This window comes from Pseudomonas putida, from assembly GCF_022627325.1.
GTDB classification, from domain to species: domain Bacteria; phylum Pseudomonadota; class Gammaproteobacteria; order Pseudomonadales; family Pseudomonadaceae; genus Aquipseudomonas; species Aquipseudomonas putida_X.
The window spans coordinates 362,918-381,102 of sequence record NZ_JAETZZ010000003.1 but is presented as its reverse complement, the minus strand read 5'-3'; the positions used below and the strand labels follow the sequence as shown (position 1 = coordinate 381,102).

At 62.9% G+C, this 18,185-nt stretch carries 16 protein-coding genes and 1 pseudogene; 4 read left to right on the top strand and 13 right to left on the bottom strand.

The genetic code is table 11. The features are described 5' to 3' along the window. Window positions 1-52: 52 nt before the first annotated feature. From JNA92_RS07470 to JNA92_RS07460, 3 genes are all read left to right on the top strand, one after another. Entirely contained in the window at window positions 53-850 is a 798-nt protein-coding gene (locus JNA92_RS07470; protein WP_241804128.1) for a transporter substrate-binding domain-containing protein, read from the top strand. Window positions 851-961: 111 nt separating this feature from the next. Further along, window positions 962-1,924 carry an amino acid ABC transporter permease gene (locus JNA92_RS07465; protein ID WP_241804098.1) on the top strand — a complete coding sequence of 321 codons (963 nt, stop codon included), beginning with the start codon at window positions 962-964 and terminating at the stop codon, window positions 1,922-1,924. After that, window positions 1,917-2,651: an amino acid ABC transporter ATP-binding protein gene (locus JNA92_RS07460; RefSeq protein WP_241804127.1), complete on the top strand. Its 735-nt coding sequence runs from the start codon at window positions 1,917-1,919 to the stop codon at window positions 2,649-2,651. Before JNA92_RS07465 ends, JNA92_RS07460 begins: the two co-directional genes overlap by 8 nt. A gap of 232 nt (window positions 2,652-2,883) precedes the next feature. Here JNA92_RS07460 and JNA92_RS07455 read toward each other — a convergent pair whose 3' ends face one another. From JNA92_RS07455 to ubiE, 12 genes and pseudogenes are all read right to left on the bottom strand, one after another. Further along, window positions 2,884-4,827, bottom strand: coding sequence for a methyl-accepting chemotaxis protein (locus JNA92_RS07455; protein WP_241804097.1), 1,944 nt, complete (start codon window positions 4,825-4,827; stop codon window positions 2,884-2,886). A 182-nt stretch (window positions 4,828-5,009) separates the two neighbouring features. Beyond that, entirely contained in the window at window positions 5,010-5,723 is a 714-nt protein-coding gene (locus tag JNA92_RS26045; RefSeq protein ID WP_425301417.1) for a methyl-accepting chemotaxis protein, read from the bottom strand. 141 nt (window positions 5,724-5,864) lie between these two features. Continuing rightward, window positions 5,865-6,809, bottom strand: a pseudogene (locus JNA92_RS26040) (methyl-accepting chemotaxis protein); the annotation flags it as partial. A gap of 217 nt (window positions 6,810-7,026) precedes the next feature. Further along, window positions 7,027-7,734: a 16S rRNA (uracil(1498)-N(3))-methyltransferase gene (locus JNA92_RS07445; RefSeq protein WP_241804095.1), complete on the bottom strand. Its 708-nt coding sequence runs from the start codon at window positions 7,732-7,734 to the stop codon at window positions 7,027-7,029. Next, the gene (tatC, locus tag JNA92_RS07440; RefSeq protein WP_241804094.1) at window positions 7,731-8,522 is read right to left on the bottom strand and encodes a twin-arginine translocase subunit TatC; all 792 of its coding nucleotides are present in this window, start codon (window positions 8,520-8,522) and stop codon (window positions 7,731-7,733) included. The genes JNA92_RS07445 and tatC overlap by 4 nt, the downstream gene beginning before the upstream one ends. Then, on the bottom strand, window positions 8,519-8,893 hold the full coding sequence (gene tatB, locus JNA92_RS07435; protein ID WP_241804093.1) for a Sec-independent protein translocase protein TatB: 375 nt from the start codon (window positions 8,891-8,893) through the stop codon (window positions 8,519-8,521). The genes tatC and tatB overlap by 4 nt, the downstream gene beginning before the upstream one ends. A gap of 3 nt (window positions 8,894-8,896) precedes the next feature. Continuing rightward, window positions 8,897-9,169, bottom strand: coding sequence for a twin-arginine translocase TatA/TatE family subunit (locus tag JNA92_RS07430; protein WP_241804092.1), 273 nt, complete (start codon window positions 9,167-9,169; stop codon window positions 8,897-8,899). 25 nt (window positions 9,170-9,194) lie between these two features. Next, on the bottom strand, window positions 9,195-9,530 hold the full coding sequence (locus JNA92_RS07425) for a phosphoribosyl-ATP diphosphatase (RefSeq protein ID WP_241804091.1): 336 nt from the start codon (window positions 9,528-9,530) through the stop codon (window positions 9,195-9,197). Window position 9,531: 1 nt separating this feature from the next. Beyond that, window positions 9,532-9,924 (bottom strand): phosphoribosyl-AMP cyclohydrolase, encoded by a 393-nt coding sequence (gene hisI / locus JNA92_RS07420; protein ID WP_241804090.1) that lies wholly within the window; start codon window positions 9,922-9,924, stop codon window positions 9,532-9,534. Window positions 9,925-9,997: 73 nt separating this feature from the next. Further along, window positions 9,998-11,617, bottom strand: a complete 1,620-nt coding sequence (ubiB, locus tag JNA92_RS07415) for a ubiquinone biosynthesis regulatory protein kinase UbiB (protein WP_241804089.1) — start codon at window positions 11,615-11,617, stop codon at window positions 9,998-10,000. After that, window positions 11,614-12,237, bottom strand: a complete 624-nt coding sequence (locus JNA92_RS07410) for a ubiquinone biosynthesis accessory factor UbiJ (RefSeq protein ID WP_241804088.1) — start codon at window positions 12,235-12,237, stop codon at window positions 11,614-11,616. The genes ubiB and JNA92_RS07410 overlap by 4 nt, the downstream gene beginning before the upstream one ends. Continuing rightward, window positions 12,237-13,007 carry a bifunctional demethylmenaquinone methyltransferase/2-methoxy-6-polyprenyl-1,4-benzoquinol methylase UbiE gene (gene ubiE / locus JNA92_RS07405; RefSeq protein ID WP_161871600.1) on the bottom strand — a complete coding sequence of 257 codons (771 nt, stop codon included), beginning with the start codon at window positions 13,005-13,007 and terminating at the stop codon, window positions 12,237-12,239. The genes JNA92_RS07410 and ubiE overlap by 1 nt, the downstream gene beginning before the upstream one ends. Window positions 13,008-13,131: 124 nt before the next feature. On the opposite strand from ubiE, the gene JNA92_RS07400 reads away from it, so the two are divergent. Beyond that, window positions 13,132-13,407: a polyhydroxyalkanoic acid system family protein gene (locus JNA92_RS07400; protein ID WP_241804087.1), complete on the top strand. Its 276-nt coding sequence runs from the start codon at window positions 13,132-13,134 to the stop codon at window positions 13,405-13,407. Window positions 13,408-13,443: 36 nt separating this feature from the next. On the opposite strand, the gene JNA92_RS07395 is transcribed toward JNA92_RS07400, so the two are convergent. Next, on the bottom strand, window positions 13,444-18,177 hold the full coding sequence (locus JNA92_RS07395; protein ID WP_241804086.1) for a DUF6543 domain-containing protein: 4,734 nt from the start codon (window positions 18,175-18,177) through the stop codon (window positions 13,444-13,446). Window positions 18,178-18,185 lie beyond the last annotated feature (8 nt).

The window sequence follows — 18,185 nt, the reverse complement described above, 5'->3', positions numbered from 1 at the left end:
GCCGTGCTAACAATAAGATTCGCTACTTTTCTTGCTAGGGGACTTGGTGATGATGAAGAAATACCTTTCGCGGCTGCTGGTCGGCGTCACGGCGCTGGTCGCGGTGGCCTCGGCCCAGGCCGGTGCCATCGACGATGCCGTCAAGCGCGGTACCTTGCGGGTGGGCATGGACCCGACCTACATGCCGTTCCAGATGACCAACAAGCGCGGCGAAATCATCGGCTTCGAAGTGGATCTGCTCAAGGCCATGGCCAAATCCATGGGCGTGAAGCTGGAGACCGTCTCCACCGCCTATGACGGCATCATCCCGGCCCTGCTGACCGACAAGTTCGACATGATCGGCAGCGGCATGACCCTGACCCAGGAACGCAACCTGCGCCTGAACTTCAGCGAACCCTTCATCGTGGTTGGCCAGACCCTGCTGATCCGCAAGGAGCTGGCTGGCGAGATCAAGTCGTACAAAGACCTGAACAACGAGAAGTACCGCATCACTTCCAAGCTCGGCACCACCGGCGAGATGGTCGCCAAGAAACTGATCGCCAAGGCCAAGTACCACGGCTACGACAACGAGCAGGAAGCGGTGATGGACGTAGTCAGCGGCAAGGCCGATGCCTTCGTCTACGATGCGCCGTACAACGTAGTGGCGGTCGACAAGGCCGGTGCCGGCAAGCTGCTGTTCCTCGACGAGCCCTTCACCTACGAGCCCCTGGCTTTCGGCTTGAAGAAAGGCGACTACGACAGCATCAACTTCATCAATAACTTCCTGCACCAGATCAAGCATGACGGGACCTACGATCGTATCCACGACAAGTGGTTCAAGAACAAGGACTGGCTGAAGGAAATGGAATAAGAAGCAGCTTCAAGCCGCAAGCTGCAAGCTGCAGGAGGAGGTCGGCCCATACGCGGTCTGCTTGCTCTTGCAGCTTGTGGCTTGCGGCTTGCCGCTTTCTGGAGTAACCACGTGATCAAACACAAGAAAGCCCAATGGCCCTGGCATGCGCTGACTGCGCTGGTCCTTGGGGGCTTGGCGATCAGCCTGTACCTGGCCACCTCGATGATTTCCTACGAGTGGCGCTGGAACCGCGTACCCCAATACTTTGCCTACCAGGCCGAGGACGTGCAGCGTGCCAGCGATTACGGCACGGTGCAGGACATTGTCGTCTCCGGCGATAGCGCCCGCGTTACCCTCAAGGATGAGCGCGGCGGTGAGCAGGTGCTCGAAGTGGCCAAGGACAGCCTGCAACTGAGCCGCGGTGACGATGTGGCCGAAGGTGATCAGGTCGGCGTCACCCGTCACTGGGCTGCAGGCCCACTGGCCTGGGGCCTGTGGACCACCTTGTGGATCTCGGTGGTGTCCGGGGCCCTCGGCCTGGTGATCGGCCTGTTTGCCGGGTTGTGCCGGTTGTCGAACAACCCGACCCTGCGTGACCTGTCGACCGTGTATGTCGAACTGGTGCGCGGCACGCCGCTGCTGGTGCAGATTTTCATCTTCTACTTCTTCATCGGTACCGTGCTCAACCTGTCCCGTGAGTTCGCCGGGGTGGCGGCGCTGGCGCTGTTCACCGGTGCTTACGTGGCCGAGATCGTGCGTGCCGGCGTGCAGTCGATCGCCAAAGGGCAGAACGAGGCCGCCCGCTCGCTGGGCCTGAACGCCAGCCAGTCGATGCGCCATGTGATCCTGCCGCAGGCCTTCAAGCGCGTGCTGCCTCCCCTGGCCGGGCAGTTCATCAGCCTGGTCAAGGACACCTCGCTGGTCTCGGTGATCGCTATCACCGAACTGACCAAGAGCGGCCGTGAGGCCATCACCACGTCGTTCTCGACATTCGAGATCTGGTTCTGCGTGGCAGGCCTGTACCTGCTGATCAACCTGCCGCTGTCGCATTTGGCCAGCCGGCTCGAGCGGAGGCTTGCGCAAAGTGATTGAAGTCCGTGACCTTTTGAAGGTATTCGACACCCGAGGCCAGGTGGTGCGTGCGGTGGACAACGTCACCACCCAGGTGGCCAAGGGTGAAGTGGTGGTAGTGCTGGGCCCGTCGGGGTCCGGCAAGTCGACCTTCCTGCGCTGCCTCAACGGGCTGGAGCATTTCGACGAGGGCCATGTGGCCATCAACGGGCTGCGCTTGGAAGACCCGAAGACCGACATCAACGCCTACCGCCGCGAAGTCGGCATGGTGTTTCAGCATTTCAACCTGTTCCCGCACATGACGGTGCTGGAAAACCTGTGCCTGGCGCAGAAGGTCGTGCGCAAGCGTGGCAAGGCCGAGCGTGAGGCCAAGGCGCGGGCGTTGCTGGAAAAGGTTGGCATCTCGGAGAAGGCCAATGAGTTCCCTTCGCGGCTTTCCGGTGGTCAGCAGCAACGGGTGGCGATTGCCCGTGCGCTGGCGATGGAGCCGAAGGTGATGCTGTTCGACGAGCCAACCTCGGCGCTGGACCCGGAGATGGTCGGTGAGGTGCTGGACGTGATGAAGACGTTGGCCCAGGAAGGCATGACCATGGTCTGCGTGACGCATGAGATGGGCTTTGCGAGGGAAGTGGCTGACCGCGTACTGTTCTTCGATCACGGCAAACTGCTGGAAGACTCGCCGCCCGCGGCGTTCTTTGCCTCACCTAAAGATCCCCGCGCCCAGACCTTCCTGCGCCAAGTGCTCTAGGGGCAGCTGCAAGCTACAAGCTACAAGCTACAAGCTGAGCTGTGATGGCCGGTTCACCGCGTTCGGCTTTAGCTTGAAGCTTGAAGCTTGAAGCTGCCGTTTGTTCCCTCGCGGCCCAGGCCTTCCTGCGCCAAGAGCTCTAGAAGCAGCTACAAGCTACAAGCTGAGCGGTGATGGCTGGTTCACCGCGTTCGGCTTTAGCTTGCAGCTTGCAGCTTAAAGCTTGCAGCTTTCAAAGGCTGAAACGGCCGACCATGCCTCGCAGCTGCTGTCCTAGCTGCTCGAGCTCGCCGCTTGAGGCTGCCGTTTGTTCACTGGCTGCACTGGTCTGGTCCGACGCGTCGCGCACGCTGATGACACTGCGGTTTATCTGCTCGGCCACCACACTCTGCTCCTCGCTCGCCGTGGCAATCTGCTGGTTCATGCCTTGGATGCTCGACACCGTATCAGTGATCTGGCTCAACGCATCCCCCGCCTTGCGGCTCAGCTCGACACTCTGCTCGGTCAGGCGCTTGCTGTTGTCGAGCAGGCTGGTCACCTCGTCGGTGCCGTTGTGCAAGCTTTCGATCAACTGCTCGATCTCCTCCGTCGACTGCTGCGTACGCTGGGCCAAGCCGCGCACTTCGTCAGCCACCACGGCAAAGCCACGCCCGGCCTCGCCTGCTCGCGCCGCCTCGATGGCGGCGTTCAGCGCCAACAGGTTGGTTTGCTCGGAGACCGATTTGATCACGTCGAGAATGCTGCCGATACGCTGGCTTTCGCCCGCCAGGTGTTGCATCGCTGCCAGGCAATCGTCCATCTGCCTGGCCAGCTGCTCGATACGGCCTATGGCTTCAGTCACCACCTGATCACCCTGCTGGGCCTGCTGGTCGGCGTTGGTTGCCGCCAGCGAGGCCTGTTCGGCGTTCTGTGCCACTTCCTGCACCGTGGCGCTCATCTGGTTCATGGCCGTGGCAACCTGATCGGTTTCCTCGCGCTGCTGGCTGATGCGCAGCTTGGTGTCCTCGCTGCTGGCGGCCAGTTGCGTGGCGGCCTGTGACAGATGGCCGACACCCTGATCGATACCGCCGATCAGCTCGCGCAGGCTCAAGGTCATTCCCTGCATGCTGGCCTGCAACTGGCCCATTTCGTCACGACGATCTACAGGCTCCACCTGGCTCAGGTCGCCCCGGGCAATGCGCGCAGCCAACGCCAGGGTCTGGCGTAGCGGCTGGGTGATCTGCAAGGTGATCAGCCAGCCGGCCGCTACACCCACCAGCAACGCCAGCAGCGCAACGCTGGTCAGCAGCGAGCGGGCGGCCAGTGCTTCGCTGTCGCGCTGCTCGACCTTCCTCTGACCCAGCTCCAGGCTCACAGCACGCAGTTCGTTACCCATCTGCTCCATGTCGTTTTGCAATTGCTCGACACGCAAGGCGGCGCGGCGGTACTGCTCCAGGCTGGTGCGGTATTTCCCCAGCTCCACGCCGGGCTGGTCCATGACTGCACGCGCAAGGCCCAAGGGGGCGAGGGCTTGGATCAATTGTGCGAGGCTTTTGTCAGCAGCATCCAGCGCCGCCTGGCCGACCTTGCTGAAATCCTCCAGCGGCGAGAAGGTGTACGCCGGCACCAGGCTTTGCTGGTTGGCGCCGTCCACGTGCCGGGTGAGGCTGTCCATCAGGCCCAGCAGGCCACTTTGCTGGCTGTCGGCAGGCATCTTCAGCAAGGCCTGGGTTTCCAGTTCGTCGATCACAGCGTTGAGCTTCTGCTCTTGCGCCTGCATGGCCTCGCGCAAGCCACGCCGGCTTTCAACGGTGCGTTGCAAGGTGGCGAAATTATCCTGAAGGCGCTGCAGCAATTGCAGCTTCTGAGTCAGCATCTGGCGTGATTCATCGACGCTGCTGCGTTGCTGCAGCGCGCTCAGCCTGGCGTCGAGTTGCTGCAGGATGCGGCTGATCTGCGCCTTGCTGGCATCATCGGCCAACACCCTGTAGGTGATGCGCTCGGCGCGCAGGTCCTTGACCAGATCATTGATCTGGCCAATTTCGCTGAGCTGCTCGGAGCGCGTAATTGCGCCGTCCAGGGCGCGCCAGCCGCTGACGGCAGTGGCCACGGTGAGCAGCAGTACCACGGCAAAACCCAGAGCGAGTTTGGCGCCGACGCTGATGTTGCCAATCCTGCGGTTGAGGTAGCCGAACATGGCAAGTCTCCATCCAGTTGAGTAGGGGAGCCATGCCGGCGTTTTACTGGCATGACACCCCTGCCCATCGGCGGAAGGCTTGTAGGACTTGACCTGAGAATCGGGTAGGAAATTTCAGCAGCGCGCTTGGGAATTCACACTGGCCCCACGGCCAAATCGCCGGCGATGGGGCCAGTACGGGCTTACAGCCTGAAGCGCCTTACCAGGTCTTGCAGGTGGGTGCCCAGCCGCGCGAGCTCGACACTGGAGCTGGCCGTCTCCTCGCTCGCCGCCGAGGTCTGGTCGGAGATATCCCGCACATTGATCACGCTGCGGTTGATCTCCTCAGCGGTTGCACTTTGCTGTTCAGCGGCCGTGGCAATCTGCTGGTTCATCGCCTGGATCGACGATACGGTCCGGGTGATGGTCTCCAGCGAAGTGCCCGCGCGGCGGGTCAACTCGACGCTGCTGTCGGTGAGCTGGCGGCTGGCGTCCATCACGCTGGCCACTCGCTGGGTCCCGCTTTGCAAGCCGGCAATCAGCTCTTCGATCTCTTCGGTGGACTGCTGGGTACGCTGCGCCAGGCTGCGCACTTCGTCAGCGACCACGGCAAAGCCACGTCCAGCCTCACCGGCCCGCGCCGCTTCGATAGCCGCATTCAGCGCCAGCAGGTTGGTCTGCTGGGCCACCGACTTGATCACATCCAGCACGCTGCCGATCTTGTCGCTTTCGGCCTTGAGCTGGTTCATCGCCTCACTGGAGTTGACCACTTCACCGGCCAGGCGCTCGATTTGCGCCACGGCTTCACTGACCACCCGATCACCTTCACGCGCCTGTTGGTCGGCCATCAGGGCCGCTTCCGAGGCTTGCTCAGCGTTGCGTGCCACCTCATGCACGGTGGCCGCCATTTCGTTCATGGCGGTGGCCACCTGGTCGGTTTCGACCTTTTGGTTGCTGACCCCGGCGCTGGTTTGCTCGGTTACCGCCGAAAGCTCTTCGGCGGCGCTGGCGATCTGCGTGACACCGTCACCGATACCCCCTATCAGTTCACGCAGGCCTTGGGTCATGCGCTGCATGCTGGCCTGCAACTGCCCCAGCTCGTCACGACGGGTTGCCAGAAGGTCCTGGCGCAGGTCGCCGTTGGCCACGCGCTCGGCGGCGGCCAGTGTCTGGCGCAGTGGCACGATGATCTGCCGAGTGATGGCCCAGGCCGCGATCAGGCCCAGCACCAACGCCAGTGCCGTGGCGCAGGCAAGCAGGGCCTTCGCCTGGCGCGAGCCTGCATCGCGGACTTCGGTCTGTGAAACCGTCATCTTCTGGCTGTTATCCATCAGCACGGTGCCTTGATCAGTCATCACCTGCAGGGCCTGATCACTGGCCAATTGCGCGCTACCGAACTGGTTGACCGCATCGCGGTAGGCGGCGAGGGCCGACAACGCGTCGTCGAGGCTGGCGGCATATTCGGCGGGCAGCTTGGCGGGTAGCCCCTTGAGGTTGGTCATGGCCTGGTCGATGGCGTTGAGCGCAGTCTGCTGGTAGTTCGCATCGCCACTGTAGGTGTAGCCGCGCACCTGGAAGCGTGCTTGCTGGAGCAGGGCACTGACTTCTACCGTGCTCTGATAGGGCGTGATGTCGCCGGCTTGCAGCAGGCGTTCCTGCACCTTGCTGATAAGTGCGGCTGCCTTGTCGGCGCTGTCACCCAGTACGCTTCGGCTGGCTTCGCGGCGTTGCCCGGCCTGCTTGAGGTCGGCGAATGCTTGCTGGTATTTGCGCACCGCCTCCTGCTGTTGCTGCAGGCGCTGATGATCGACGGGCTGTTCGATCTGGCCGAGCATCAGGCTGATCTGGCGGTCGAGGCCAGCGAGGGTTTTTTCCAGTTCGCCGATCGCCGCTTCGCTGCGTTCGCGCTGGTAGTGCTGGCGCGCGATGCGCAGTTCCTGGGTGCCTTGGCTGATGACCGAGATATTGCCCAGCTTGTCACCACGGTCGATGATGCTGTCCATGCCTTGCCAGCCTGTGAAGGTGATGGCCAGGGTCAGTAACAGTACCAGGCCAAAGCCCAGCCCCAATTTGCGATTGACGCTCACATTTCCCAGCGTTTCGGTAACCCATCGGAACATGTTCGACTCCCCGGTAGACTTGGCAGCACGGATTATTGTTGTGTTGCCTAGGCATCGGCCTGCGCCGGGGAAACTTGATGGGAAAAACCTGACCCGTTTGTCAGAAAATCCTTGAGAGCAAGGCTGTTACGGCGGTTTCCACACGCAGGATGCGGTCACCGAGCTGTACTGGCGCGAGCCCTGCCTTGCCCAGCAGTTCGACTTCGTACGGGATCCAGCCACCTTCGGGGCCAATGGCCAGTGTTACCGGGCCTTCGACGGCGCGCGGGCAGGCGGGGTAGGGGCCGGGGTGGCCGACCAGGCCTAAGGTGCCGTCGGCGATCGCGGGCAGGCGGTCTTCGACGAACGGTTTGAAGCGTTTTTCGATGAGCACCTCGGGCAGCACCGTGTCGCGGGCCTGTTCCAGGCCCAGTATCAGGTTGTCGCGGATGCTCTCGGGGCTCAGGAACGGCGTCTGCCAGAAGCTTTTCTCGACCTTGTAGCTGTTGACCAGGATCAACCGCTCTACGCCCAGCGTGGCGACGGTCTGGAACAGCCGGCGCAGCATTTTCGGCCGCGGCACGGCAAGCACCAGCGTCAGCGGCAGCTTGGCCGGCGGCGGCTGGTCGAAGCCGACTTCAAGCTCGGCTTCGTGCTGTGCCAGGCGTACCACGGTAGCGGTGCCCATCAGGCCATTGATGCGGCCTACGCGCAGGCTGTCGCCGACCACCACGCGGTGAATTTCCTGCATATGGGTGAAGCGCCTATCGGCAAGGACGACGCGGTCGGCCGACACGAAGTCGGCCTCTTCAAGAAGCAAAAGATTCACGGCTGGGTCGCTGGCGGCTGGTCGTTATGGTCGTTTGCCGCTTCGTCTTCGGCATGGCTGCGCTTGCGGATCAGGCTGCCGCACAGCACGCCGATCTCGAACAGCAGCCACATCGGCACGGCGAGCAAGGTCTGCGAGAAGATGTCGGGCGGGGTCAGGATCATGCCGACCACGAAACAGCCGATGATCACGTAGGGGCGGATTTTCTTCAGGTATTGCACGTCGACCACGCCGATCCACACCAGCAGCACCACCGCGACCGGGATCTCGAAGGCAACGCCGAAGGCGAAGAACAACGTCATGACGAAGTCCAGATAGCTGGAAATGTCGGTCATCATCGACACGCCTTCCGGCGTGGCGCTGGCGAAGAAGCCGAAGATCAGCGGGAACACCAGGAAGTAGGCGAACGCCATGCCGGCGTAGAACAGGAAGATGCTCGACACCAGCAGGGGGATGGCGATGCGCTTTTCGTGGCGATACAGGCCCGGGGCGATGAAACCCCAGATCTGCTGCAGGATGAACGGGATCGCCAGGAACAGCGAAACGATCATGGTCAGCTTGAACGGCGTCAAGAACGGCGAGGCCACGTCGGTGGCGATCATCGTTGCGTTGGCCGGCAGGTGTTCGCGCAGTGGCGCCGAGACCAAGGTGTAGATCTGCTGGGCAAAGGAGAACAACCCGGCAAAGATCAGGAAGATGGCAGCCACGCAGCGCAGCAGGCGGGTGCGCAGTTCGGTCAGGTGCGAGACCAGCGGCATGGGCTGGTCGTCTTGCGGTTTTTCGCTCATGGGGCTCGCGGCGGTTGAGACTGTTCGGGCTGCCCAGGTGCAGGGGCAGGCGCTACCGGTGCCGACGTTGGCGTGGCAACGGGCTGCTCGGTGGCCCCTGCAGCGGGTGGCGGGGCAGGCGGCGTCAGCGGGTTGAGGATGCGCTTGGCGTCCTGTTCCATCTGCATGATGTGCTCGTTGTGCAACTGGCGGCGGATGTCATCGGCGCCAATTTCGCGCTCGACTTCCATCTTGATCGAATTGAAGCTTCGTTTGAGCCGGCCGATCCACAGCCCCGCAGTACGCGCGGCACCGGGCAGGCGCTCGGGGCCGAGCACCAGCAGCGCTACCAGGCCGACGAGCAGTAACTCGCTGAAACTCATGCCGAACATGGCTCAGTCTTTCCGCTGCGGCTCTTGGACCGGCTGGGCCTGGCCCTCGATGGTCTGGCCCTGTGGTTGTTGTGCGGTGTTCTGCACGGGCGGTACCGGCTGGGCAGGCGGTGGGGTCTGCTCGGCGGGTTTGCTTTCTTCTTCGTTCATGGCTTTGCGGAAGCCCTTGATCGATTCGCCAAGGTCACTGCCGAAGTTCTTCAGCTTCTTGGTGCCGAACACCAGGACGACGACGACCAGCAGGACGATCCAGTGTTTCCAGTCAAAAATACCCATGGTGCTCTCCTAGAATGCTATTGAGTCAGGCCGAAGGCCCGCGAGCGGCCTTTTCATCGTGCCCGGACAGGCCGAAGCGGCGCTCCAGCTCATCGAGCACGGCTTGTGGATGCTGGCCCAATGCACTGAGCATGACCAGGCTATGAAACCACAGGTCGGCGGTTTCATAGATGACATCACTGTAATCCTTGCTGACCGCAGCGTCCTTGGCAGCAATGATGGTCTCGACGGACTCTTCGCCGAGCTTTTCGAGAATCTTGTTCAGGCCCTTGTGGTACAGGCTGGCGACGTAGGAGCTGTCGGGGGCCGCTTGCTTGCGTTCTTCGAGCACTTCGGCCAGGCGGTTGAGGGTGTCGCTCATGTCAGTGTCCTGCGTTGTAGATGGCATCCGGGTCTTTCAACATCGGATCGACGGTTTTCCACTGGCCGTCTTCGAAGACGCGGTAGAAGCAGCTTTCACGGCCGGTATGGCAGGCGATATGGCCCAGTTGCTCGACCATCAGGATGATCACGTCGGCATCACAGTCCAGGCGCATTTCGTGCAGCTTCTGCACATGCCCCGATTCCTCGCCCTTGCGCCATAGCTTGCCACGCGAGCGCGACCAGTAGATGGCGCGTTGCTCGGCGGCAGTGAGTACCAGCGATTCGCGGTTCATCCAGGCCATCATCAGTACGCGTCCGGTCTTGTGGTCCTGAGCGATCGCCGGTACCAGGCCATCGCTGTTCCACTTGATCTCGTCCAGCCACTCTTTCATCGTCGACTCCAAAACCGGGCCCGCTTCTGTGCCGGGCCCTTTGCGCTAGTGTGCCAGCCAGCAGCGCGGCTGGCTATTGGCGCACGATCAGGTAAAGGCCGGCTGCCAGCATCAGCCACGCCGGCCAGGCGGCCGGGGCGGCCAGGCTGGCGGCCTCGGCGGCGCCTGCGGCCAGCACCGCACCGCCGCCCAGCAGGCCGGCACCGAGCAGGCGCAGCGCCCAGCGGTCGCCCTGGCGACGCCGCTCGGGCAGCTGCGGGTCGTGCAGGTGCGGCTGGGAAAGACGTTCGAGCAGGTCGCGGGTCATGCCGGCCAGGTGCGGCAGCTGTTCGGCCTGGCTGTACAGGTTGCCGAACATGGCCTTGGGGCTGTAGCGCTCGCGCATCCAGCGTTCCAGGAACGGTTTGGCGGTGCTCCACAGGTCAAGGTCAGGGTACAGCTGGCGGCCCAGGCCCTCGATGTTGAGCAGCGTCTTCTGCAGCAGCACCAACTGCGGCTGGACTTCCATGTTGAAGCGCCGGGCTGTCTGGAACAGGCGCATCAGCACTTGGCCGAAGGAAATGTCCTTGAGCGGTTTTTCGAAGATCGGCTCGCACACGGTACGGATGGCCGCTTCGAATTCATTGGCCTTGGTATGCGCCGGTACCCAGCCCGAGTCGATGTGCAGCTCGGCGACGCGGCGGTAGTCGCGCTTGAAGAAGGCGATCAGGTTGCGCGCCAGGTAGTCCTGGTCTTCGGCGGTGAGGCTGCCGACGATCCCGCAGTCGATGGCGATGTACTGAGGGCTCCACGGTTTGACGGTGCTGACGAAGATATTGCCGGGGTGCATGTCGGCATGGAAGAAACTGTGGCGGAACACCTGGGTGAAAAACACCTCCACTCCGCGCTCGGCCAGCAGTTTCATGTCGGTGCGCTGGTCTGCCAGGGTGGCCATGTCGGTCACTGGCACGCCGTAGATGCGCTCCATCACCAGCACTTTGGGGCGGCACAGGTCCCAGTAGACCTGGGGCACGTACATCAGCTCCGAGCCTTCGAAGTTGCGCCGCAGCTGGCTGGCGTTGGCCGCCTCGCGGAGCAGGTCGAGCTCGTCGTAGATGGTTTTTTCGTAGTCGCCGACGATTTCCACCGGGTGCAGGCGACGGGCATCGGCCGAAGCCCGCTCGGCGCCCTTGGCGATCAGGAACAGCCAGGCAAGGTCCTGGGCGATCACCGGCTTGAGGCCAGGGCGCACGACCTTGACCACCACTTCCTCGCCGGTCTTCAGGCGCGCGGCATGCACCTGGGCCACCGAGGCGGAGGCCAGCGGTTCGACGTCGAAGCGGCTGAACACTTCACCCACCTTGGCGCCAAGCTGGCTTTCGATAAGCGCCACGGCCTGTTTCGGGTCGAACGGGGGTACACGGTCCTGCAGCAGCATCAGCTCATCGGCGATGTCGGTGGGCAGCAGGTCGCGGCGGGTGGACAGCAACTGGCCGAATTTGATGAATATCGGCCCCAGGTCCTGTAGCGCCAGGCGCAGACGGGCCCCCCGGCTGAGTTCGGAGTGCCCGCGAGGCAACCAGCGCCACGGCATCAGCAGGCGCAGGCTGCGCAGCCACCACGGCAGCGGTAGGTCGAAGAGCAAGTCATCGAGGCGGTAGCGGATCACCACGCGCTGGATGCGAAAGAGACGACGGACGGCGAGCAGCTTCATGCGTTATCGCTGGTATCAAGGGATCGGGAGAGGCGCTGCAGGCGCGCCTCGAGGCGTTCTGTATCGACCTTCAGGGTGTCTAGCTCGATGAAGGCAGCTTCAGCTTCGCGCTTGCCTACCAGGGTGCGCGACTCTTCGGCCAGGTACTCGGACAGGTTCTGGCTGAAGCGTGCCAGCCCTTGGCGGGTCCAGCGTGCACGCAGGCGCACGTGGCCGGCGAGCAGCGAAGTGGCGACCGGGCCGAGCCAGTGTTGCAGTTCGTGCTCCCAGTCCAGTTCCAGGTCCTGCAGTATGCCGAACAGGTCGAGCAGCACGGCAGTGTCGCCATGCAGTTCGACCTGAGGGCTATGCAGCACAGCGGTCTTGTCCTTGGCCACGGCCAGTTGCAGCAGGCTACCGGCCGGCGCGCGCAGGCTGCAGTCGACCTCGCCTTGCCAGTGTGCGGCAAGCATCAGGCCCTGTTCATCGAGCAGGATGAACACTTGCAGGGCCGGCTGGCGACAATCGATTTCGATGACCTTGCCTTCCAGCGCACCCAGCCGCGGCAATGCCGTGCTGTCCATGCGCAGGACGCGGTTCAGGCCATGTTCGACGCTGGCGAGCAGCCCTGCCAGCAACATCAGGGCTTGATTCCCCGGTGCACGGCGACGATGCCGCTGGTCATGTTGTGGTAGGTGACCCGGTCGAAACCGGCATCGACCATCATGGTCTTCAGGGTTTCCTGGTCGGGGTGCATGCGGATCGACTCGGCGAGGTAGCGATAGCTCTCGGAGTCATTGGTGATCAGCTTGCCGGCCAGGGGCATGAAGGCGAACGAGTAGGCGTCGTAGGCCTTGGACATCAGTTTGTTGGTCGGCTTGGAGAACTCCAGGATCAACAGGCGCCCGCCCGGCTTGAGCACACGCAGCATCGAGCGGATGGCCTCGTCCTTGTGGGTGACGTTGCGCAGGCCGAAGGCGATGGTCACACAGTCGAAGTGGTTGTCCGGGAATGGCAGCTTCTCGGCGTCGGCCTGGACGAACTCGATGTTGCCGGCAACACCGCGGTCGAGCAGGCGGTCGCGGCCGACCTTGAGCATCGAGTCGTTGATGTCGGCGAGCACCACCTGGCCGGTAGGGCCGACCAGGCGCGAAAACTTGGCAGCCAGATCACCCGTGCCGCCGGCGATGTCCAGCACCCGATTGCCGCTACGCACACCTGACAGCTCGATGGTGAAGCGCTTCCACAGGCGGTGCATGCCGCCGGAAAGCACATCGTTCATCAGGTCGTACTTGGCAGCCACCGAGTGGAACACTTCGGCGACTTTCTTCGCTTTCTGGCTCTCGGGCACATCCTGGTAACCGAAATGGGTGGTGGGTTCGGCGTGTTCGCCTTTGCGCTGGTCGTTCATATCGCTTCACCGGAAAAAATTATCGCCATTCTAGGGCGAATGGGCGCATTTGTCTTGGCAGGGTGTACCGTGCGGCGGGGGCGGGCATAATGCCAATTATGTCTTCATATCCAGGAACACCCGTATGACTCAGATCAGCGTCGAACGCAAACACACCCTCGGTCGCGAGGCGGCCCGTGCCAAGGCTCAAACGCTGGTGGAAAAACTGAGCCGTGAATACGACCTCAAGGCCACCTGGAACGGTGACCGGGTGGACGTCGCCCGCAGCGGCGCCAACGGCAGTGTGCACATTGGCGAAGACAGCATCCGTGTGGACCTGAAACTGGGCATGATGCTGTCGATGATGAGCGGCACCATCAAGGGTGAAATCGAGCGGGCGCTGGACAAGGCGCTGGCCTGAGGATGACGGGCCGACCGAGGTCGGCCCGTGGCACGCTCAATCGGCCGGAAACGGTACGATGCCGTCCACATCTTCGAGCTTCAGATCGCCCCGGTAGATCTTGATCCGTTCGGCGGTGGTGGCGTGCTTGAGTTGTTCCTCTCGCTCCAGGCTCCGGGGCTCCCAGAATTTCAAGTGGCCCTTGGCGAAGTCGCGGGCGCTGGCCTGCTGGCTGCGGTAATGAAAGTGCGCCTCCCACAGCACGTTGGCGGGTGCATGGGTATCTCGGATTTCATACACGTCCAGGAAGTCACTCGCACGGCGCGTCGGTTTTCTCGCCACCGTTGGCGTGATCTGCAGGCGCTTTCGTTCATGCAGGTAGCGCAATGCAGCGGCGTCGGGGTGTTGCGTGGTGAGGTAGGACTGGGTCAGCAGCCGTTGTTTCTCTGCCCGCACGTAGGTTATCGCTTCCTGCAGTTCGCTGCTCAATGCGGCCAGCCGGGCATCGCCCTTGATGGCCTTGAGTTTGACGGCGATCTCAAGCATGTCTTCGATATGCCAGTCCATGAGGTTGGACAGGGCATTCGGCTCGTTGATGTGACGTGCGGCCTTGGCGATGCGCTCGTCACGGCTGGCGAGCAGGCTGGTGGCGCGTTGGCGCAGTTCGGAGGTGTTGAGGGCCACCGAAGGCTGCTCCGGCGGCAGCTCATACCACTCGCCGTCGCGCTGTTCGAACGTGCTGGCAGGTTGCTGAGTGACGGGGTCGTGCTGCACCGCTCGGTTGCTGCCTTGCGCACGGTCGACCAGCAGCCGGCGACCTTGCGCCGTCCTGATGACCGTGTTCTTGCGAGGGTGTACACGGTGCATCACTGGAGCGGGGGCGGGGCTTGCGCCGCTGTCCACGTTCACCAGGGCACTGGCAAGCTGCGCTTCAGTGATGTGCACCAGTGTCGACAATTCCTCGATGTACCCTTGCAGCATGGCCTGGTCGATGGCCGGGTGATCGAACGACTGCAGGTACTGGGCCTTGCCGAGCGTGGTCTGATACTCGCGTAGTGCATCGCCGAGCAAGCCTGCCTGCTCTTCCTGGGGCAGGTTTGCCGTGGCGATGCCATCATGTGTCCAGATGGTCTGTGAGAACTGCTTGCTGTCCAGCGCTTGCTGCAAGGGCAGAAGATCGACGGCCGCTTGCTCGGTCAGGCGCGTCTTGTCCAGCAACAGGTTCGCCATGTCGCTCAGCTTCTGCGCGCGAATGATCAAGGTTGAATAGGGGCGCAGCGCCACGGCCTCTTCGATCCTGGCTTTCTTGTCCTTGTTCTGGAAGGTGATCAGCGGGTCATCCAGTATCTGCGGCAAGAGGTTGTCTAGCCGCTCACTGACCGTGAGCAGGCGGTTGACGATGCCCAGCGTGTCCTGCATGGCCTGGCGAAGCGAAACATGGCGTTGTATTTGTTCGTCGGTCACGGGCAGTTTGCTCAGGCCGACGGAGCGTTGCTCGATGCTGTTGTGGTCCGTTTGTTCCAGCAGACGGCGAAGCAACAGTATGTCGTTCTCGACGAATGTTTCGCAAAGTACCCCCAGGCTGCGCCTGGCGCTGCCGTGCCGGTCCAGCCTGGCGAACCGCGGCTCGATCAGTTGGCGCAGGAGGGAGGCACTGGTTTGCAGCAATGACGCCTGTTTTTCCAGGCACAGCGATATCGTGCGGATCTGCGGCATAAGCGCCTGGCGCCGGGCAGTCAGGGCCTGGTTTCGTTGCTGCAGCTGTTCGTCCATGGCTGCCGGGCCCCCTGCCCTGGCCAAGGCGTGCCCGAAGGCATTGGCATCGGCATCGTAGTCGGCCATCAATCGCTGGTTCGACTCCAGCAGCGGTTTGATCTTCTTCAGCGCGGCGTGGTGGGTAGCCACCGCCTGGTTCAGGCTGTCGAACTGCTGCTGATTCTGCGCGACGACTTGCTGCCGGGTTCTGGGCATGCCGCCAGCCAGGGCGAGGTCCAGTACCCAGGTATCGTTCCAGCGTGTCAGCCAGGGACCGTAACGGCGTTGGCGGCCAACGATATGGTAGCCGTCCGGGTTGCCACCCCACCGGCTTTGCCATTCATCCATGTTTTGCGGCGGGCCGATGATTCGCAGGCCTGTTTCGCTTTCCTGCACCTCGTAGGCAGCCCCGTGCAAGTTGACGAAGTAGCGGTCATCGAGGGTATACAACCCGCGAAGCCGGCCTTGGCGCTGCACCTTGAGCCCGTGCAGGGAAATGTTGGCCTGCAGTTGCCCCAGCGCGTGTCGGGTGGGCGCTGGGAGGTTGCCCAGGCGTTGGTTGTCGCCCCAGTTCAGCAGCGCGACGTGGCTCTGCGGCTGAACCGGCGATTGCCAGGCGCCTTCGTCAGGCACCTCCCGCCAGGGCGCAGCGGCAGCCGGCCGGGCTTCCAGGCCTTCAAGCCGTGGCAGCGGGCCTTGCAGCCGGGCCGCAGGGGGTTCTGGGGTGACACTGCCGACATCATGGATCAGCAACATGGCGACATTAGCCAGCAGGTCGGTGACTGCCAGGGCCTTTTCCTCGGGTGTGCCTTGAGTGAGTGCCGACAGATCGTCTTTCAATGCAGCCACTGCAGCCACCACCCAGGCCACGACCGCTGCCGGGCCGCGCAGTAATGGCGTGGTGGCGTTGAACAGCATCCAGCCAAGCTGCCTGGCCAGCGCCCAGCGCTGTTGCGAGTTCGAGACCGCCTGACGCGAGGCAAGCAGTAACAGTGCCTGCACCCTGGCGTTGTGCACCTTGATGTCCAGATCGCCCCGCCAAGGCTCATGCATCAGCGTTACCGGGGTACGCAGCGATTCCAGCGCGTCATCGGTCCACGCGGTGCCACCGCCCAGCCAGTGCGCCAGGCTGGACATGCCCGGGTGCAGGTGAGGGCGGATGAAGCCACCGTGCTGATACACGGGCCGGTTTTCATCGTCTATCCAGTCGAGCACGTCCTGCTGCAACTGCACATCCGTGCGGATAAGCGCCATCAGCGCATCCAGGCTGGCATGTTCCATCAAAGGGCGTTGGGCAAAAAACGGGCGGTAGAGTACATAGCTGGCGCTGGCCTGGACATGCAGCAGGAACATGCCATGCACGGTGTCGCCCTTGCGGGCGCCTGCGAACGGTCGCAGCAGCAGTGCCGAGACCGTCAATGGCGTCGAGGGCAGTGCTTTGCCCAGGCAAAATTCGGCAATCGCCCGGTAGGCCGTCTCGCCAAGCTGGCCGGCAATTTTCGCCTTGAGGGCCGAAAACGCCAGATTACTGCGCCATTCCTGGGCAAAGCGTTGGACTTGCCCGGGGTCATGCTCGAATGCCTGAAGCTGAGCGGCCACATGCAGCGGATACTGACCGCCGATGTCGACCGCAACGATCAGGGCCTGAACGTAATCGAGGGTGATCCAGGCTTGCTCCGGTAGGCGCCCCTGGTAGGTCAGGCCCGATGCCACTTCGTTCGACGCGGTGTGCAGGCGTTCTATGGCCAGTTCGGTGAGGGACATGCTTTTGAGGTAAGGCAGCTGGGCTGGCCCTGTCGATGACACAGGCACGACAACGGAGATCTCTATCATCAGCGCGTTGGGGTCGGGCAGTGGCTCGTCGGGGTGGTCGAGTTGCATGTGTTCGCGCAGGCGCCGCCTGGCATAAGCCTGAAGCGTTTCGACATCGTCCAGTGACCCTTTGCTGCCTGCCTGCGCCTGGCGGGCGCCCAACTGCAGCAAGGCGGCGCTGTACAGCAGGCGGTCGCTGGCGTCTGCCGAAGCCAGCCAGCCTGGTAAGGCGATTGCCGGTTGGTCTTGATCCAGCACTGGCTGGCCGGAAATGCCAGCGGCGGGGTTGGTAACGGTGTCGAGCGTGTGTTCCAGCGCCTCTACAGAGCTGATGGGCGCCACCCTCAGGTGGCCGAGGCGCTCGACGATGCCATTGAGCATGGCCGTAGCCTGGTGTTCGAACGGGTCGCCGGGCAAGGGACGCTGCGCCCAGCGCAAGGTGTCGAAGCGATACGTTTGGGCCAACTGATCGCGCAGGGCACTGGCGAAAGTGGTTGCATCCCTATAGCTGCGTACTCTGCCCGAAGGGCTGCACCACAGCACCAGGTCGGGCCAGAACAGTACAAAGTCCGGCAGCGTGAACGACAGGATGTTGCCCGGCAGGCCCAGCGATATCTGCAGGGCGCTGACGACCGGTGTGTTGGTGCCGTTCGACAGCAGGCGATAGAGCCTGGCTCTGGCGGTGGCATTGAGCCCCTGGCGTTCCACGTTGTTCAGCAGTGAAGCTTTCAGCACATGCGCCAGCCAGCGCAGGTTGGAGCGCTCGTAAGCGCCGGCGGTGCCAGCCCAGAAGCTGATCTGGGCCTGCCCGAAGGCATCGCCCAGGGCGCCGAGCACTGTGTCGAAATCGCGGTTGAGCATCGCCATATCAAGCGTGATTCTGGGCTGGTCGGCAGGGTTGGCGCCTTGCTCCTGGGGGTAGAAGGGCTGCGGTGGGGCGATGCTGAGTTGATCCCCTGCGCCCAGGTCCATGGGGCGGCCGCTCAGGTAGTGCTCCAGCAGCAGTGGCACCAGCGACTGCTCTGGCGGTCCGGATGGTTCTGCTCGCAGTACGGTGAATCGCTCCAGGCTTTCAAGGTGCGGATAGTTGCGAACGATCCACGGGTAGCGGTCGGCAAGCACGCTGAAGCCTTCGTCAGCCAGCACGCGGCGTAGTGTGGGGCGTTCGGCGAAGCGGCTGGCCACCAGCTGCCGATAGGTGATGTTCGAGGGCGATACCGCCATGCACGTCG

Excerpts from the sequence above, each read along its gene's own strand:
- JNA92_RS07470 (WP_241804128.1), top strand. The coding sequence starts at position 53 with ATGAAGAAATACCTTTCGCGGCTGCTGGTCGGCGTCACGGCGCTGGTC.
- JNA92_RS07455 (WP_241804097.1), bottom strand. The coding sequence starts at position 4,827 with ATGTTCGGCTACCTCAACCGCAGGATTGGCAACATCAGCGTCGGCGCC.
- JNA92_RS26045 (WP_425301417.1), bottom strand. The coding sequence starts at position 5,723 with ATGAACGAAATGGCGGCCACCGTGCATGAGGTGGCACGCAACGCTGAG.
- tatC (WP_241804094.1), bottom strand. The coding sequence starts at position 8,522 with ATGAGCGAAAAACCGCAAGACGACCAGCCCATGCCGCTGGTCTCGCAC.
- tatB (WP_241804093.1), bottom strand. The coding sequence starts at position 8,893 with ATGTTCGGCATGAGTTTCAGCGAGTTACTGCTCGTCGGCCTGGTAGCG.
- JNA92_RS07430 (WP_241804092.1), bottom strand. The coding sequence starts at position 9,169 with ATGGGTATTTTTGACTGGAAACACTGGATCGTCCTGCTGGTCGTCGTC.
- JNA92_RS07425 (WP_241804091.1), bottom strand. The coding sequence starts at position 9,530 with ATGAGCGACACCCTCAACCGCCTGGCCGAAGTGCTCGAAGAACGCAAG.
- hisI (WP_241804090.1), bottom strand. The coding sequence starts at position 9,924 with ATGAAAGAGTGGCTGGACGAGATCAAGTGGAACAGCGATGGCCTGGTA.
- ubiB (WP_241804089.1), bottom strand. The coding sequence starts at position 11,617 with ATGAAGCTGCTCGCCGTCCGTCGTCTCTTTCGCATCCAGCGCGTGGTG.
- JNA92_RS07410 (WP_241804088.1), bottom strand. The coding sequence starts at position 12,237 with ATGTTGCTGGCAGGGCTGCTCGCCAGCGTCGAACATGGCCTGAACCGC.
- ubiE (WP_161871600.1), bottom strand. The coding sequence starts at position 13,007 with ATGAACGACCAGCGCAAAGGCGAACACGCCGAACCCACCACCCATTTC.
- JNA92_RS07400 (WP_241804087.1), top strand. The coding sequence starts at position 13,132 with ATGACTCAGATCAGCGTCGAACGCAAACACACCCTCGGTCGCGAGGCG.
- JNA92_RS07395 (WP_241804086.1), bottom strand. The coding sequence starts at position 18,177 with ATGGCGGTATCGCCCTCGAACATCACCTATCGGCAGCTGGTGGCCAGC.